Origin of the sequence: Agrobacterium sp. SORGH_AS_0440 (assembly GCF_031453135.1) — a bacterium.
Taxonomy (GTDB): domain Bacteria; phylum Pseudomonadota; class Alphaproteobacteria; order Rhizobiales; family Rhizobiaceae; genus Agrobacterium; species Agrobacterium pusense.
The window spans coordinates 1,099,872-1,116,772 of sequence record NZ_JAVIYR010000001.1 but is presented as its reverse complement, the minus strand read 5'-3'; the positions used below and the strand labels follow the sequence as shown (position 1 = coordinate 1,116,772).

Below are 16,901 nucleotides of genomic sequence, written 5' to 3'. Positions count from 1 at the left end.
TCATTCTCCTGGAAATTATGCAGCTTCGGGGGCAAGCGGCCGGAAATTGGCGAAATCCCAATGCCGCCCCGGGGCGGCATCGATAAGCTGGCGGGTGTATGCATGAACCGGACTGGTGAGCACTTCGTAGCCGCTGGCATATTCCACAATGCGACCTTTCTGCATAACGATCACGTCGTCACATATCTGGGCGGCAACGCGAAGATCATGCGTGATGAACAGGATGGAAATACCGAGCTTTTCCTGCAAGTCCGCAAGAAGGTCGAGTACCTGTGCCTGAACCGATACGTCGAGTGCCGACACTGCCTCGTCGGCCACGAGAACCTTCGGGTTCATGGCAACGGCACGGGCGATCGCGATGCGCTGGCGCTGGCCGCCCGAGAACTGGTGAGGATAGCGGCCCACTGCATCCGGGGGCAGGCCGACGATTGCGAGAAGTTCGCGCGCTCGCTTCAGGGCGTCCCGCCTCGGCGTACCGTAATTTACTGGCCCTTCAATGATGCTTTCCCCCACCGTGATACGCGGGTTGAGCGAGCGATAGGGATCCTGAAACACCATCTGGATATGCTGGCGATATGGCTGCAGGGTCCGGCGGGAGAAATCGGCGATTTCCTGTCCGGAAATGCGGATCGAGCCGGAGGTGGGATCGATCAGCCGCATAATACAGCGAGCGACGGTCGACTTGCCAGAGCCGCTTTCACCGACGATACCGAGAGTACGACCCTTCTTCAGTGTGAAGGACACATCCGTCGCGGCTTTTGTTCCGGCCGCGGTTTTTCCGAAAAAGCCTTTTTTGCCATACACCTTCTCAAGCTCCGAGGCCGAGAGCACGACCTCGTCCGAGAGCGCGGGGCGCGGCTCGCGCGGTTGAAGGCTTGGCACGGAAGAAAGAAGCGTGCGGGTATAGTCCATTTCCGGCGCGCTTAAAATCCTGTCGACCGGACCACTCTCGACGAGATTGCCACGGTTCATCACGTAGACGGCGTCTGCAATCTCGGCCACTACGCCCATGTCGTGGGTTATAAAGAGAACGGCGGTACCCTGCTTTTCCTGAAGTTCATTGATGAGCTTGAGTATCTGCTTCTGGGTCGTCACATCAAGGGCCGTGGTCGGTTCGTCGGCGATCAGCAGTCTGGGTTTGAGGATCAAGGCCATGGCAATCATGATACGCTGGCGCTGTCCACCCGAGAGCTGATGGGGATAGGCTGCGAATATCCGCTCGACATCGGGCAGATGCACTTCCCGCATCATCTCAAGAACGGCGATCTTCTGCTCTCTTGCTGAAAGCGTCGTGTGCTCCTGAAGCACCTCGCAAATCTGCCGGCCAACCGTCAGCACCGGGTTGAGTGCTGTCATCGGCTCCTGGAAAATCATGGCAATACTTTTCGAGCGCAGTGCCCGCATGCGACCGGCGTCGGCCTTGAGGAGGTCTTCACCTTCAAAGAGGATTGTACCCCCTGCAGGTTCAAGAGAATTTCGCGGCAGGAGCCCCATCGTAGCGAGCGAGGTCACCGATTTGCCAGAACCGCTCTCGCCCACAAGGCACACAGTTTCTCCGGCTCGGATGGTGACCGAAATGCCGTTGAGGACCGGCACGCTGTCATCGTCTCCGGTCAGGCGGATGACGAGGTTCTCGACGCGCAATACTTCGGACGCGGTGGCGGGATCGAATGCAACAGCCGTCATTTCGCGGCCTCCCTTTTCTTCATGCGCGGATCGAGCAGATCGCGCGCCGTATCACCGAGAAGGTTGATGGATAGAATGCAGAGCGAGAGCACCAGACCTGGCCAGAAGATCAGTTGCGGATTGATCTGGAAATAGGCGCGTCCCTCGGCCATGATATTTCCCCATGTCGGTATTTCCGTGGAGACACCAGCCCCGAGGAAAGACAGGATCGCTTCTGTAAGAATCGCCGAGGCGCAGACGTAGGTGGCCTGCACGATGAGCGGCGCCAGGGTATTCGGCATCAGATGCCGCCAGAGGATTTTCGGAAGGCCCGAACCGGCAGCGATCGCGGCCTCGACGTAGGGCTCTTCGCGTGCAGTCAGCACCACCGAGCGAACAAGACGCACCACACGAGGAATTTCCGGGACAGTAATGGCGAACATGACGGTCCAGATATTTGCCCCGGTGAGCGAAACCACGGCGATGGCGAGCAGCAGGCTTGGAATTGCCATCAGTGCGTCCATGATCCGCATGACCACGGCGTCGAGGAACCGAAAGAAGCCCGAGACCAGGCCAATCCCCAGTCCGACAGCCACCGAGATGACAGTCGCTCCGATACCAATAAAAAGGGAGATGCGAGCCCCGTAGAGCACACGCGACAGCAGGTCCCGTCCGTAGGCATCGGAACCGAGCGGGTAGATATCGCTGGCGGGCTTGAGGCGGGCAGAGGGCGTCATGGCCACGGGATCATGCGGAGCAAGCCATGGCGCGAGAACAGCCATGAGAATGATCAGGATAAGAATTGCAAGCGCGATGGCAGGGACGAGGACAGCTTGTCCGCGTTTTTTTCTGCCGGCGAAAACGGGTAGCCGCATGGCGGCACCAAAAAGCGTGGAATTGGCCATCAGTACCGTATCCTCGGATCGAAGAAGGAGTAGGAGAGGTCGATGAGGAGATTGACCATCACATAGATACCGCTTGTCAGCATGATCATGCCCTGAATGACAGGGTAATCGCGGGCAAGAATGGCATCGACCGTGAGCCTTCCAATGCCGGGAATGTTGAATACGCTCTCCGTTACCACGACGCCGGAAAATAAGCAGCGCAAAGCCGGTGCCGATAATGGTGAGCACAGGAACCGCGGCATTGCGCAGCGCGTGGCGGAACAGGACGGTATTTTCCTTCAGCCCTTTTGCGCGGGCGGTTCGCACATAATCCTCGCCCAGCACTTCGAGCACGGAGGCGCGTGTCATGCGGGCGATCAGCGCGATATAAATGGAAGCAAGTGTGAGGGCCGGCAAAATGGCGCGTTCCGCGAAAGGACCGACGCCTTTGGTGATGCTCCGGAAGCCCTGCACCGGAAACCATTTGAGGTCGATGGCGAAGACCTGGATGAGGATATAGCCGATCACGAAAACCGGCACGGAGAAGCCGACGACCGACACCGTCATGACGGCATAGTCGATCCACGTGCCGTGGCGCCACGCAGCGATGACCCCAAGTGGAACGGCAATCAGCACCGACAGGACGATCGTGACGAGCGCAAGGCTCACGGTCGGTTCGATGTGCTTGCCGATCATCGCAGTGACTGGCGTATTGGAAATCAGCGACACGCCAAGGTCGCCCTGGAGGAGCAGCCAGAACCACGAGACGAATTGCACGACGATTGGTTTGTCGAGGCCGAGGGCAGCGCGGATTTTCTCAAGCTGCTCTGGCGTGGCCATGTCGCCGGCGATGATGGCGGCCGGATCGCCGGGCGTTATGCGCAGCAGGAGAAAAACGAAGACGGCGACCGTGATCATTACCGGAACGGAGGCCAGAATTCGGCGGAACGTATAGGCGAGCATAAGCATCCTCACGTCGGTTGGGCAGGCAGGGCAGCGGCATCCGCGGGATGCCGCCATGTTCTTCCACGAGGCTCAGTCTTCTGTTTTCTCGATGTTCCAGAACACGGGAACCGGCGATTCCAGGAAGCCGGAAAGCTGGTTGCGCCACACGGAGGGGTTCTTGTACTGGCCAAGCGGAACGTAGCTGACCTCGTCCATGGCATGGGCCTGAAGCTCGGCGGCCGCAGCCTTCCGCTCTTCAGCTGTCGCCGCGGCGATGTATTTGGCGCGCAACGCTTCCAGCTTCTCGTCTGTCTGCCAGCCAAAAAATCCCTTGGCGCCGCGACCGTTCAACATCGGATTATTAAGCGGCGTCATGATTTCCGGCACAATCCAGTTGGTGAAGAACATGTTCCAGCCACCCTCAGCCACCGGCTTCTGCGAGGCGCGGCGAGTGACGAGCGTCTGCCAGTCCATGGGCTGAAGTTCGACGTTGAAGCCCGCAGCCCGCAGCGCAGCCGCAGCCACGACGGGCTGGGCCTTGACGGTCACGACGTCGGTTGGCTGAAGGATGACAACGGGAGTTCCGTCGTACCCGGCCTCCTTGAGGAGTGCCTTGGCACTTTCCATGTCGCCCGCGCCGGTCAGGCTTTCCGAACCGGCAAGTGCTTCAAGCGGCGTGCCGCAGCCGAAGACGGAGCCGCAGATGGTGTAGTAGTCCGGATTGCCGATCAACGCGTCGAGAACATCCTTCTGGTTCATCGCTTTGAGAGCAGCCTGGCGGATCTTCTTATTATCGAATGGCGGGTAGAGGAAATTCATGCGGCCCATGGTCTGCGAGCCAAGCGTGTTTAGCGTCTTGACGGTCAGTTCGTCATTGCTCTCGACAAGTGGCAGAAGATCAACTGGCGGAGCTTCGATATAGTCGATCTCCCCGGACTGGATAGCGTTGATTGCCGTCTGGGCATCGGGCATGCTCAACCATTCCACACGGTCGACCTTGACCACCTTTCCGCCGGCCAGCCAGCTCGCAGGCTCGTTGCGCGGCACATAATCGGTAAATTTTTCATAGACCGCCTTGACGCCCGGCTGGTACTCGGCCGTGACGAACCTGAAGGGGCCGGAACCGACAAATTCGGTAATGGCGGTATCGGCCGGGGTTGCGGCAATACGTTTCGGCATCATGAACGGCACGACCGAAGACGGCTTGGCCAGAACGTCCGGCAAAAAGCCGAAGGGTTCCTTTAGCTTGAAAACAAAGGTCCTGTCGTCCGTAGCTGTCAGGCTTTCTGTCTTGTCGAAGAGGACCTGACCGGAGGTGTCCCGTTTGCCCCAGCGCTGAAGCGAGGCAATGCAGTCTTCTGCTGTCACAGGTGTGCCGTCGTGCCATTTCAGACCGTCGCGCAGCGTGAATTTATAGGTCAGCTTGTCATCCGAAACAGTGTAGTCAGCCATCTGGGGCTGCGGTTTGAAATCGGCATCAAGCGCAAGCAGCGTGTCATAGATCATGTAGCCGTGATTGCGCACGATATGAGCGGTCGTGATGATCGGATCGAGAATACGCAAGCCAGAATGCGGTACGGCCATCATTGTTGTGGCCGAGGCATCCGTTCCAAAGCCCGCAACACAGGCTGAAAGGGCGATGATCGCCGCAACGAGCCGGCTTCTTGCCCGGCTTGCTTTTCTGGTCAACTGAGCGTGCATGATTTCGCTGTTCCCTTTTTTGTTTGGCAGGTAGCGACCGAAACGCGCGGGCATTGGCCCGCACGCGAGCGCACGGCACCCTTCCGATCCGGACCGTTTTCGATAATGTCGCTGCGATCCCTCAAAGTTTGCGCAGCGAAGAGCACTTGTACCGCCGCAAAGGTGCGGCGAAACATACGACTGCAATAGCTTTCGCAACCGCGGCTGTGAGACCGCAACGCGACAGGCTTGCAAGGTTCAGCTTACCGTCACATGGCGAGCATGTGGGCATAGCTGACTATGATGTCATTCCGATTGGCATAGAGTGCAAGGCGTTCCCCTTAGGATTATTTTACCGCGATGCGATTGCTATTCTCGACTATCGATTATAGGTTCGTTGAAAGCCTTGTCAACGATCTTGCTGCGTCGCAAAATGAATTTTACCAAACCCTCAGAAGGGTCCGATCACCGGGCCCGTATTGCCGCGCTGGAGAAGGCATTTGCCGTGCTTGAGATGTTCGGGCCGGAAACGCCTGAACTGAGAATTGCCGATGTTGCGAGGCGAGGAGGGATGAACAGATCCAGCGCCCAGCGTCTGGTTCATACACTTGTCAAATCCCATTGGCTTGAACGCGACGCACTGAGCGGTGTCCTTTCTCTCGGGCACCGGGCGTGTTATCCCGCACATGTCTATCTTTACAGCAACGAGTTGATCGATCTCGTGATGCCGCTGGTCGTCGAACTGAATGCACGCACCGGCCTCAGCGCCGACCTCTGGCTCCTCGACGGCAAGACCGCCGTTACGCTGGCCCGGGTCCCGTCACCCGCCGCATCCCTGGCACTTGCCCCGGTTGGCAGCCGCGCCGCACTTGCCGAGACCGCGCCAGGCCGGGCGCTGTTGTCTCTTATGGATGCGACAACACTCGATACATTTCTGGCAACATGGACAGGCAACGAGGGTTTGCTGCGCGAGCGGATAGCCTCTGAGCGCAGCGTGGGATTTTCCTTTGACGGTACTGGCGACGGCGGATCCCGCCAAGTCATTGCGACCGCTTTTCGCGATGCAGCCGGCCAGCCCCTTGCTGCGATCTCGCTTTCCGGTCCTGTAGACACGGAGGCTGCAGGCACGGTGACCGGGCAACTTTGCGAAACCGTCTCACGCATGGGGGAGTTGATGGTGTCACGGGCGGTACGCCCGGCCAACCTCGAGCCAAATCCACGCACGCTGTGGCCGCTGGTCGACGACGAGAATGATCCGCTCGCGGTGACCGCAGTTTCCAAAAGCCTGCATTTATTCCAGTTTTTCCATCCGCAAACGCCGTTGCTCACCCTGACGCAACTTTCACAGCAGACCGGCTTTCCGGTGCCGACTGTCCAGCGCATTACAGATACGCTGGCGGGACTGGGCTATCTGAAGAAAGATCAGCCCAAACGCGCTTTCCATGTCTCGGAGCGGGCGCTTGATCTTCTTTATCGTTTCCAGATGGGAAACGCGTTGCTCCGGTCGGTATGGCCTCGGCTTATAAGGCTGCGGGAAGAATGCGGGCTGCGTTGTTCCTTCTGCATCCTGGATGGCACGGAAATCATCCACCTGCTGCATGTTCAAAGCCGACCACAACCGGCTTTCAGAACCGCCTATCCGGGCAGGCGACTTCCAGCCGTTTCATCCTCCGGTGGTCGGGCGATCCTGTCGTGGCTGCCACCTGGAGAGATTGACAGAATTCTTTCGGAAAGCCCCGTCCAGCCCGGTACTCCCTTTACCGTTACGAACAAGGACGAAATCCGCACAGAGATTCTGGAGGCAAGCGTTCGAGGCGTGGCTTTCACGGATCGCCAGTCGATCCGCGACGAGGTAAATGTTGCCGCTGCGGTACCAGGGCCAGAGGGTCGTCCGGCGGGAGCCATCGTCGTATCCGCTCCTGTGCACAGCTGGTCTGTCGAGCGGCTTGAGCGCGAAGTCGTGCCCCTGCTGGTGTCCCACGCCCGTGGCGGATAAGACCAGCCTCACCCGATGTTCTGATCCGCATGGGCCTCCCGGGAAGGGGGGCGTCGGGATCAATTACGGTCCTGACGGACTGCGTGTGACCATGCAGGCGCTGGTTTCACAGCTTGAGCAGTGACATCGAGCCGAAGCCATAATGATGAGCACCGATAATCGGCGAACCAGTTTTCGACCGACCGTCCATTGCTCCCGACTGCAACTGTCAGCATGAACGTTTCCAGACTCCCTCGGGCTAAGCTCTATTATGGAACTACCCGCGCTTTCATCCCACATGAGATGAGACGCGAGCTTTCCGATATTTCGGCGGAAGTTCTGCGGTTGGCAGATCGTCGACCTTGAACTGCTTGCCGGTCGACCAGGGAAGCATGTTGAGCGCCACACCAAGCCCCGCGATGATCGCAGCAACTACGGGCCTGGTTCCGAATTTGTTCAACCCGGAAAATTTGAAGCCGGAAACAAGAGCACCAAGCGGTTTAACGATCAAGAACGGTATCAACAAGAATGGCATGGAGACGAGAAACAGCACCGTCGGGATCGCTGCCTCGAGCATAGGGTCGCCACCGTGTCGGAGGCGAATCCGCGGGTTACGGGCGATTGCAAATGGAATAAGTTCTTCCATGAAGCGAACGTAGCCGGCTGATTGATCGGTACGTGCCTCTCCCTGCCAATGCAGCGAGGATATCTCCCTCGACGCGAAGAGCATCCGCAAACGGGCGCTGTAGACGGGAAAACCGGTGGAGCCGACCCCACTCGTTACGTGAACGTGTATGAACCGAATAGAGGTCCACGGGATGAGACGGACGGATCCTGCCTGCGTCACCAAAAGGCCTTTGGCGTCGATGACGTAAGCGGTTGTGATCATTGTGGATCCCACGCGAGGCATCACGACTTGCGTGGTAAAGCTGTACGAAGGAGGGGCGTCCGTCTGCAATCAAGGGCTCTCGTGCGTTCAAAATCAGAAAGCCGGGCTAACCCGGCTTTCATTACTCATCGGAACGGCCATTAGCTGGTGGCGACGTGATACCATTGCTGTAGGTAGACCCAAGCGGTGTCGAGCGCTGCACCCACCACGAACACTACAACGAACAGTGCGACCGCAACAAAAATCGCTGGCACCTCAGGATTGCGATCACGCGCAAACTCGTCCGCCAATTTCTGCTCGTGGTAAATGTGAAGCAGGCTTTTTCCGTTCATCTTACCGTTCCTGGTCGTCTCGATCGCGCTTGTCTTCGCGCTCCTGCCTCAGTTCATCAAGGCGGTTCAACTGCCTTGCCGGAGGCTCCGCCTGCGAGACTTCGCCTTCTCGGACCGCTGCCTTTTCTTCTACTACAGGACGCGCGTTCGGAGAAGTCTCAACCCCGACAGTCTTGTCATCAAGCTCCGGAACAACCTCGGCTTACCATCTGCGCCGGGCGACCAGTTCAAGACGCCATCGATGGCGGAATGACCAAAAGCCAATGTCGCGCTACTGAAGAGAAGAAATGGCGTAAAATACCGCATAATTTATAGGGTTTTCGGCCTGCTTTTAATCCCTGGAAATCGACCTTTGGAATGACTAGCCGGAAATCAACTCTGCGCGCTGGCCCGGATTCGATATTTCCTATTTTGACAGGTTCGCAGTAAACTCCGAACGCGCGACCTGCTTTTCTCAATACCGTTCTGAGAATCTCCGGCTGTTCCGGCAGATCAGGCTGTGCGGCAAGGATCATTCCGCACCGTTTTGTGAGGTCTGTCACCTCGACCTCCGCCAGCCCGAAACTAATGACCTTACCGATCCATTGAAACTCAGCAAAACCTGTCACATTACTGGTTTCGAGTAGAATATTTGGCCGAAAGCGCAAACGGTCAACCGTACTATCCGATAACATTTGTTGAAGCTCGGCCAGTGACGAAGTGGTGACCAAGTGAAGTGCCGATCTCGAGTATCGGTTCTCAACGGTGGGAAGAGAAGGGGCAAGCGGGTCAGCATCGATGTAACTTCCGATACCGACGTCAAAACCAAAATACTTCGAAAGTTCCAGTCCTAATTGAGGATCTTCAATATAGAAATTACACCCAGTTGGAAACGTGATCCGCACACCGCCATCATCAATGGCGCTGCGGAGGAAAAGTGCCGGCCGCCATCGAACGTCTTTTTCCGGCGCTGCCGCGAGGCCGGATACACTGTCGAACAGCGCAAAACGCCTGTCGCCGACGATGCCCCCTGGCTCAATTTCGGCGCATTTGCATCGTTCTCCACCAAGCGAACTTACCGGGAAACGCCAGATCTCAGCGACTTTCCCGATAGCGTGTTTTGAGCGAAAAGTGACCGTCATATCTATTCTGTCCGCTATGTCAGGCTGTGAGCAGCAAGTCGGCTGTCGTCGCCCGAATATCGTCGAGGATAGCCTGCGCGGCCGCCTGCCCTAACTCAGCGGCGCTGGTGATACCCTGTACAAAGGGGTTCTTATGCAACAGGAATGGTATCGCCACGCAATAAAGCCGGTTGGATAACAAGCCGGTATCGCGTGGACGATAGCATTCGTCGACCTCGATACCGCCGGTCCTCTTGAAGTTGTGGCCTGTCGTATCGGCTATTAATCCAGTCGAAGCCACGCGCGTGACAGCCGGTTTGACAGCTGCCTGCTTCACGAGCGAAGGAAACGGGAGGTCCCGTGCCGATAACGCCGTTTGGCCGGTCGCATCGATGAAACTTTCGAAGACTTCTTCCGAGCCGGCCGTGGTCACTCTTGCGCCCCGCGCAAGGCCACACGTGTCTATTGCGTAATCTTCTCCCAGCGCGATAATTTCCAACCTGCCAGCGTTTCGAAGCGCAAGCAAACGCTTGATCGAAAGGTGGGGTACGGTCGCATATTCATCGATGAATATACTTTTAAACGATCGGTTGAACCGCGCTAGGTCACGCGTGTCCAGGTGCGGGATTGCTCTGGCGATAATTTCATGTGTGATGAGTATGGCGTAGCGCCAAGGCACAGTGAATCGCTGCTCTGCGTTGCGTTCGACTTCGGCTAGGTTTGCTGCTGCCCAGACAAACGGATCCACTCCCGACCGACGAGAGTAATATGCGTCAGCAAAGGTGTCTGCCGTCAGGCAATTTAGCCCTATTTCGGCTGCGTAGTCAGGATCGGCGGTCGCGATTTCCCGCTTGAAGAGCTCGAAAACCCTGTCGAGCAAACCGGCAGAGCCAATCTCGATTTCTCCATTGACAGCTTCCTGCGTGCAAACACTCGGTGTCCGGTAGGGAAGCGGGCAATAGAAATCCGCCTCCGGTAACAGTCCCTTGCGGGACATCATCACGGCTGTGAAGTTTTCGTGCCCGGTGGATGCGTGAAACCTCATTGTTCCCGTGTCGTCATAAACAAACGAGCCGCAGGATACCGCGACGGTCAAAAGCGCGTCGATACTGCTGAGCGACGTCCCAAGTATCCCAAGCCTTCCATAGCAGGAACTTTTGAGCGCGGAAGCGGGCCACGGAGACGCAAAGTAGCCTGGCTGCACTTCGGTCTTATCAGGCCAATTATGGCCCGTTGCCATCACGACGTGGTCATAGATCGCGTCGAACTTTCCGTCAGGGCTTTCGACGCAAATTCGGATATGGTCGACGTCGAGCGATATATCACTGACGCGGTGCCCGGGGCGGATATCGATCTGATGACCTTTCTCGACTCCATAATCCACAAGCGCACTGAACTGCTCATGAAAATAATCACCGAGAACCAACCTCGGGTAAAACGCACGCTCGCTGATGGCATCGCGCACAATGGCAAAACGGTTAAGGTAATCGTCTTCCTGGCGAGATAGCCATTCCACCAGTGACAGCGGCAACGGCGGTATCTCGATGCTCGGAATGTTGGAAAGCATGACAGGATCATTTGAGCCGGGAAGATAGGGCGTTCCCTTCCCTGCCAACATTTCCGCTTCGAAAACAGTAATACTCATTGGGGAAGGAGAATGAATAAGTCGCTGAAGGGAAAAGATTCCGGTAGGCCCCGAACCGATAATGCAAATGCGACTGTTCATGCAAACCATCTCCAACGCCACCCTTTGCAGCGCCGGTTTATAACGGTGTGCAGCGCGGACTGTTCCAGTGACGGCAAACTTACATTCGATGGACGCGCCGTGACGCTGCGATTCTGCCAATGACGCTGGTGTGCAGATTCGCTACGGATAGGATATCGCCCGTTCCATCTTGTCACTACGATATCAGAATACCAAATCATGACGGTTAACTCACTGCGGTTTTCATGACAGTCATAGCTTCCTACATCTACCGCCTTGGCCAGCGTGCCGAAGAACTCCCCTTGACTGGCCGACCGTTCCCCGAGAGGGACGGCGAGTTTGCCTGGATCGGTATCACCGACCCGACCGTCGAGGAAATGGCGAGCCTGAAGTCGATGTTTGACCTGCATCCGCTTGCCGTCGAAGACGCACTGAACGGGAGGCAGGTGCCGAAAGTTGAGGTGTACGGCAATCAGCTCTTCGTCATCATCAAGACCGCTCATCTTGAGGGCGACAAGATTGCCTATGGCGAAACCTGTATTTTCGTCGGACGGCACCATGTGATTTCGGTCCGGCATGGTTCGGCACGCTCCCACAAGGAATTGAGGGAGCATCTCGAACAGTCTCCGCAACTCCTCGAACATGGCCCGGACTATGTCCTGCACGGTATCATCGATTTCGTCGTCGACGGTTATCTGCCGATGGTCGAGACGCTGGAGGACAAGGTGCTTGAGATGGAAAAGCACATGCTGATTGCATTTCTCGAAAGGGAGCAGATCAGACGGCTTTTCCGCATGCGACGGCAGGTGATCCGCTTTCAGCGCATTCTGGGCCCGATGGAGGAGGTCGCTGGCAAGCTCGCCAATCTGGAGCTGCCCTGTATTGACGAGAACGCCAAAGCCTATTTTCGGGACGTGCTTGACCATGTACGGCGCGTCGAATTCATGATGTCAGGCCTGCGGGAAGTTATCACTTCCGTGTTTGAGGCCTCGAACCTGCTTGAACAGCAGCGCCAGGGTATGATCACCCGCCAGCTTGCAGCCTGGGCCGCGATCCTGGCTGTCCCAACGGCGATCGCCGGCATTTATGGAATGAACTTCGAGCACATGCCGGAACTGAAATCGGAATACGGCTATTATGTCGTGATCGCCGTCATCATCACCCTTTGCGCGATACTTTATTACCGGTTCAAGAAGACAGGATGGCTGTGATATATCGAGCAACCTTTGCTCTCCATTCTGTGCAACGGCCCCAAATCACGGACAACGCTGAACCTGTTCAGGAGTTAAATTGGCTACCGGATTGATCGCATTGTTTGACGACGTGGCAGCGATAGCTAAGGCTGCCTCCGCGTCCCTCGACGACGTCGCAACCCAGACTGCCAAAGCCAGTGTGAAGGCGGCAGGTGTCGTGATCGACGACACCGCCGTCACGCCGGCCTACGTCGTCGGTCTGGCTCCCGCGCGTGAACTGCCGATCATTGGCAAAATTGCGCTTGGATCGCTTAAAAACAAGCTGATCTTCCTCCTGCCCATCGCTCTCGTCCTCGGATATTTCGCTCCCTGGCTCATCACACCGCTCCTGATGATCGGTGGCATATATTTGAGCTACGAAGGCGCGGAGAAGCTACATGAGGCATTTTTCGCTCATGCCCCGGAACACGGTCCGGACGACAACGCGGCGCTTGATGCAGCAGATCTGGAAAACCGCAAGGTCGCAGGCGCGATCCGTACCGACTTTATCCTCTCAGCCGAGATCATGGCGCTGACACTGGCTGGTGTCTCCTCCTCCGGCATCTATACCCAGGCAGGGGTCCTGGCGGCGGTTGGCATCCTGCTCACCGCAGCCGTTTATGGCGTGGTCGCGCTCATCGTCAAAGCAGATGACGTCGGATTGCACCTGACGAAATCCGGTGGACCTTTGTCAAGGACGGTCGGTGCCGGGCTGGTCAAAGGTGTACCGTTTCTTCTCAAGGCACTGGCAATCGTCGGAACGGCGGCGATGCTCTGGGTAGGCGGAAGCATTATCGTACACAGCCTGGCGGGGATGGGATGGCATCAGCCTGAACATCTGATCGAAACAGTCGCATCAAGGATAGAACAAACCCTGGTGATTGTCCCCTCCGTGACGAATTGGCTGGCCACCGCGTTTATTCAGGCGGTAATCGGTATAGCGACCGGCGGTGTCACGATCTTATTGCTGTCGATCTGGACGAAATTCGCGCGGCGTATCGAACGACCCTAGTCGCGTCTCCCGAACTTCTCGATCTATCCATGACGCTCGCCGAGCCACCTCCTCTCGGTGATCGTCGCACGCGTTCTCGCCCTTTGCCTGTCGATAATCGTGCAAAGCGAGCGCTCCACAAAAACTCGCGGGCAAGTTTTGACCTGAGACACGTTTAGCGCTCGGTGGTTTGATAGGTCAAAGCCTATATGCGCCGGTTGTCATTTAACCGCGCGCTAACTCTGGGAGCGGGTTTTCTCAAGCAGGGTGAACCGATCCCCGGCCGTACGTTTTGTTAGGTAGATGCGGAGGAGGAAACATGAAGCTCATAAAGATCGGATTCGGTTTGTTGCTGATCTGCGGTGCTCTTTATGTGGTGCTTGGGGAGCAGCTTAGCGGCGCGAGTGCAAATGCGTTCATAAATGCCCGTTTGACGACGATACGCGCTCCCATCGCTGGCAAAATTGAATTGATTTCGAGACCGCTGGGCGCCCAGATTGCGCAAGGCGATCCACTGGGCTCTCTTGAGGATTCTCTTGTTGACGGCATCCGTCTCCTTGATCTCGAACTTCAACAGGCCGATGCTCAGACCGAAATAAAAAGGCTCGAGACCGTCGTCACGTCTTTCGATGAATCGATTGATGAGTTGCAGACCCGCGCGGCTATCTATCGTGAGGAAAGAAAACGCCAGCTCGCGGCTCAGGCTCAGTCTGCCGACGCCTCGCGTGCTGCGTCCGAGGCACGTCTGAAATACGCGGAACTCAGCCGCGAGCGATCATCACGGCTAAGCGGTCAGGGCATTTCTACCGCACAGTCCCTTGAACAGGCCCAGTCACTTTCCGAGGTTTCCGCGCTGGAGGTCGCAAATGCAAAGGCTCAGGCCGCCGAAATCGTTGTGGCACAGAAGGCGGCCGAGCGGGGAGTATTCCTCGGAGACGGATTTAACGACGCCCCCTACTCCGAACAGAGGATTTCCGAGATCGACGTGCAGCGTCTGGAATTAAAAGCGCAACTTGAGGCGAAGAAACTGGCATTGGCTGCAATTTCCGATCGGCTGGCAAACGAGCGTCTTCGTGTAAACAGACTTTCTTCCTCAGATCTGGTGGCGAATGTGAATGGTGCGCTGTGGGAGTACCTCTCCGCTTCGGGCGAAACGGTCCAGCGCGGTCAGGACCTCATGCGCCTGATCGACTGCGACTCCGCAATTGTGACCTTATCCGTGTCGGAAAGCGTCTACAATTCCCTCAGGGTCGGCGCACCCGCGACCTTTCGCCTTAACCGAAGCCGTCAGGTTCTTCAGGGATCGGTAATCCGCCTTGCGGGTTCCGGCGCGGCTACGATCTATGAAAACATGGCAATAGCACCGAGTCAGCGCCACCTCCAAAGGTACGACGTGGCACTTGATGTGCCGGCTCTGCGGGACGACCCCGACCTTCGGTGCCTCGCAGGGCGCACGGGCAGGGTGTTTTTCGAAACGCGCGCTTTTGACTGGCTGCGAGGACTATGGAGATAGGACTTGGACAGTTTTCTCTATCTTAGCGAACTTCAGTCGAGCTTCGCTCATCTGGCTCTGGCCTTCGGGTGCGCACTCGTCCTGCCATACCTCCTGAACAATCGTAACTGGACCCACAGGACGTTCCTTTTCGCAATCGGAATGGCTTTAGCGGTGCGATATATCTGGTGGCGAGGAACCCAGACCCTGGCCCCGCCCGGCTTCACGCTGGACTGTCTGTTCAGTTGGTCATTCTTTGCTCTGGAAGCATTATCTGTTCTCTCGTCGCTGAGCGCGTTTACAATCCTGACCAGAACCACCGATCGGTCCCCTGAAGTCGAGGAGAATAAATCCTGGTGGCAACCGGATCCGCCTCCAAAAGTCGCGATTCTGATCGCCACATACAACGAGGAGCAAGCCGTTCTGGAACGGACGGTCGTCGGGGCAAAGGCCAGCGATCATCCGGACGTCCAGGTTCTTGTGCTGGATGACGGGCGCCGTGACTGGCTGCGTGACTTCTGCGAGGAGCACGACGTTCGATACCTTCGCAGGCCAGATAACAAGGGCTCGAAAGCCGGCAACATCAATCATGCCCTGGGCGTTCTTGCGCAAGACGATCAACCGCCAGACTTCATAGCCGTGCTGGACGCGGACTTCGTTCCTCACACGGATTTTGTCTCGCGCGCACTTGCGCTTTTCCACGACCAGGAGGTCGGACTGGTTCAAACACCCCAGCACTTCTTCAATCCGGATCCTATCCAGCATAATCTCGGGCTCAGCCGATCGTATCCCGACGAGCAGCGCTTTTTCTTTGACCATTTGCAACCAAGCCGCGACGGGTGGGGGATCGCATTCTGCTGCGGCACGTCGTCGGTTATCAGATGGAGGGCAGTGCAGGCCTCCGGTGGGTTCCCGACAGACAGCATCACGGAAGATTTCATGCTGACGCTTCAGTTGCAGGAGCACGGCTATCGGACGGTCTATCTGAACGAAGCGTTGACCGAGGGCCTTGCTCCGGAGGGGTTGAAGGAATACGTCACTCAGCGAGCGCGATGGTGCCTGGGGCTCATGCAGATTGCCCGGGGAAGGCTGGGTCCCTTCTCGCGGAACAATTTGCGGCTGCGGGACCGCTGGAGCGTCGTTGACTCGGTATTTTTCTGGCTCACCACCTTCACATTCCGCATCGCCTCCATGACCTTTCCTCTCTTTTACTGGTTTTTCAACATCACGGTGGTCAACGCATCTGTTCCCGATGTCATCAGCTATTTCGGGGCGTATATGGTGTGGATCCTGTTCGTGTTGAACTTCATCTCGTCCGGAATGGTGATCCCCATCGTCAATGACGTCAGCCAGTTGCTTGGTGCGCTCCCCATATCGAGAGCCGCCATTGTGGGGCTTGTGAAGCCGAAAGGTCACCCTTTCAGTGTTACGGCAAAGGGAGGAGACCGAACCAAAGTCGTTGTCCAATGGCGTCTTATGCGCCCCTTCCTCCTTTTAACGTTTCTGACCGTCGCCGGGGTCCTGATCGGTCTGGTCTCTGACCGTTTCGCGTTCAATGACGCAGGAGACGGGAAGGTCGTTATCCTGTTCTGGACTGTTTACAATCTGGTGATCCTTGCCGTGACGCTGCTGGTCTGTGTCGAGTTGCCACGACGTGAGAAACACTATGCGGACCGTCCCGAGCGGGTCGTAATATCCCTCGGCGGTGCGCTGAAGCGCGTCTGGATGACGGACCTGACGCAGGAAACGGCCCGTCTCAGAGGGGTAGACGCGCCTATAGCTACCCAGATCATCATGAAACTCAAAGAAATCGGAGATTTCACCGCCACGGTGCTGGATCGGACCGACGACGGCCTGGTCGTTGCGCTGGGGTTGGATGAAACACAGTACCAGCTCTTGCTGAAAAGACTTTACGCTGGAGGGAGCGTACCAAGTGTCACGTCAACACGGCTATCGGCGATCATCAAGGATGCCACCACCCGTTTTGCCCGCCAGTAGTGGTCTAGCTTAC

At 57.1% G+C, this 16,901-nt stretch carries 12 protein-coding genes and 1 pseudogene; 5 read left to right on the top strand and 8 right to left on the bottom strand.

The features are described from left to right. Window positions 1-15 precede the first annotated feature (15 nt). The 4 genes and pseudogenes from QE453_RS05110 to QE453_RS05095 form a co-directional block, all read right to left on the bottom strand. Entirely contained in the window at window positions 16-1,686 is a 1,671-nt protein-coding gene (locus QE453_RS05110; protein WP_279873070.1) for an ABC transporter ATP-binding protein, read from the bottom strand. Continuing rightward, entirely contained in the window at window positions 1,683-2,540 is an 858-nt protein-coding gene (locus tag QE453_RS05105; protein WP_223215483.1) for an ABC transporter permease, read from the bottom strand. The genes QE453_RS05110 and QE453_RS05105 overlap by 4 nt, the downstream gene beginning before the upstream one ends. 29 nt (window positions 2,541-2,569) lie before the next feature. After that, window positions 2,570-3,512 (bottom strand): annotated as a pseudogene (locus QE453_RS05100) (ABC transporter permease). 72 nt (window positions 3,513-3,584) lie between these two features. Continuing rightward, window positions 3,585-5,195, bottom strand: coding sequence for an ABC transporter substrate-binding protein (locus QE453_RS05095; RefSeq protein ID WP_309776525.1), 1,611 nt, complete (start codon window positions 5,193-5,195; stop codon window positions 3,585-3,587). A gap of 412 nt (window positions 5,196-5,607) precedes the next feature. On the opposite strand from QE453_RS05095, the gene QE453_RS05090 reads away from it, so the two are divergent. Further along, entirely contained in the window at window positions 5,608-7,170 is a 1,563-nt protein-coding gene (locus QE453_RS05090; protein ID WP_309776523.1) for a helix-turn-helix domain-containing protein, read from the top strand. Between the two features lie 268 nt (window positions 7,171-7,438). Here QE453_RS05090 and QE453_RS05085 read toward each other — a convergent pair whose 3' ends face one another. The 4 genes from QE453_RS05085 to QE453_RS05070 all read right to left on the bottom strand — a co-directional run bounded on the left by QE453_RS05085 (window position 7,439) and on the right by QE453_RS05070 (window position 11,196). Then, window positions 7,439-8,038 carry a hypothetical protein gene (locus QE453_RS05085; RefSeq protein ID WP_004437405.1) on the bottom strand — a complete coding sequence of 200 codons (600 nt, stop codon included), beginning with the start codon at window positions 8,036-8,038 and terminating at the stop codon, window positions 7,439-7,441. 140 nt (window positions 8,039-8,178) lie between these two features. Next, window positions 8,179-8,370 carry a hypothetical protein gene (locus QE453_RS05080; RefSeq protein WP_044459536.1) on the bottom strand — a complete coding sequence of 64 codons (192 nt, stop codon included), beginning with the start codon at window positions 8,368-8,370 and terminating at the stop codon, window positions 8,179-8,181. A gap of 227 nt (window positions 8,371-8,597) precedes the next feature. Beyond that, the gene (locus tag QE453_RS05075; protein WP_309776521.1) at window positions 8,598-9,491 is read right to left on the bottom strand and encodes an MOSC domain-containing protein; all 894 of its coding nucleotides are present in this window, start codon (window positions 9,489-9,491) and stop codon (window positions 8,598-8,600) included. Between the two features lie 19 nt (window positions 9,492-9,510). Continuing rightward, on the bottom strand, window positions 9,511-11,196 hold the full coding sequence (locus QE453_RS05070; RefSeq protein WP_309776520.1) for an FAD/NAD(P)-binding protein: 1,686 nt from the start codon (window positions 11,194-11,196) through the stop codon (window positions 9,511-9,513). A gap of 224 nt (window positions 11,197-11,420) precedes the next feature. On the opposite strand from QE453_RS05070, the gene QE453_RS05065 reads away from it, so the two are divergent. From QE453_RS05065 to QE453_RS05050, 4 genes are all read left to right on the top strand, one after another. Continuing rightward, window positions 11,421-12,386 carry a magnesium and cobalt transport protein CorA gene (locus tag QE453_RS05065; protein ID WP_004437395.1) on the top strand — a complete coding sequence of 322 codons (966 nt, stop codon included), beginning with the start codon at window positions 11,421-11,423 and terminating at the stop codon, window positions 12,384-12,386. A gap of 79 nt (window positions 12,387-12,465) precedes the next feature. Continuing rightward, entirely contained in the window at window positions 12,466-13,419 is a 954-nt protein-coding gene (locus QE453_RS05060) for a DUF808 domain-containing protein (protein WP_309776518.1), read from the top strand. A gap of 298 nt (window positions 13,420-13,717) precedes the next feature. Continuing rightward, on the top strand, window positions 13,718-14,911 hold the full coding sequence (locus QE453_RS05055) for an HlyD family secretion protein (protein WP_044459540.1): 1,194 nt from the start codon (window positions 13,718-13,720) through the stop codon (window positions 14,909-14,911). 3 nt (window positions 14,912-14,914) lie between these two features. Further along, a complete protein-coding gene (locus QE453_RS05050; RefSeq protein WP_072495001.1) occupies window positions 14,915-16,888 on the top strand; it encodes a glycosyltransferase in 1,974 nt (657 codons plus the stop codon). Window positions 16,889-16,901 lie beyond the last annotated feature (13 nt).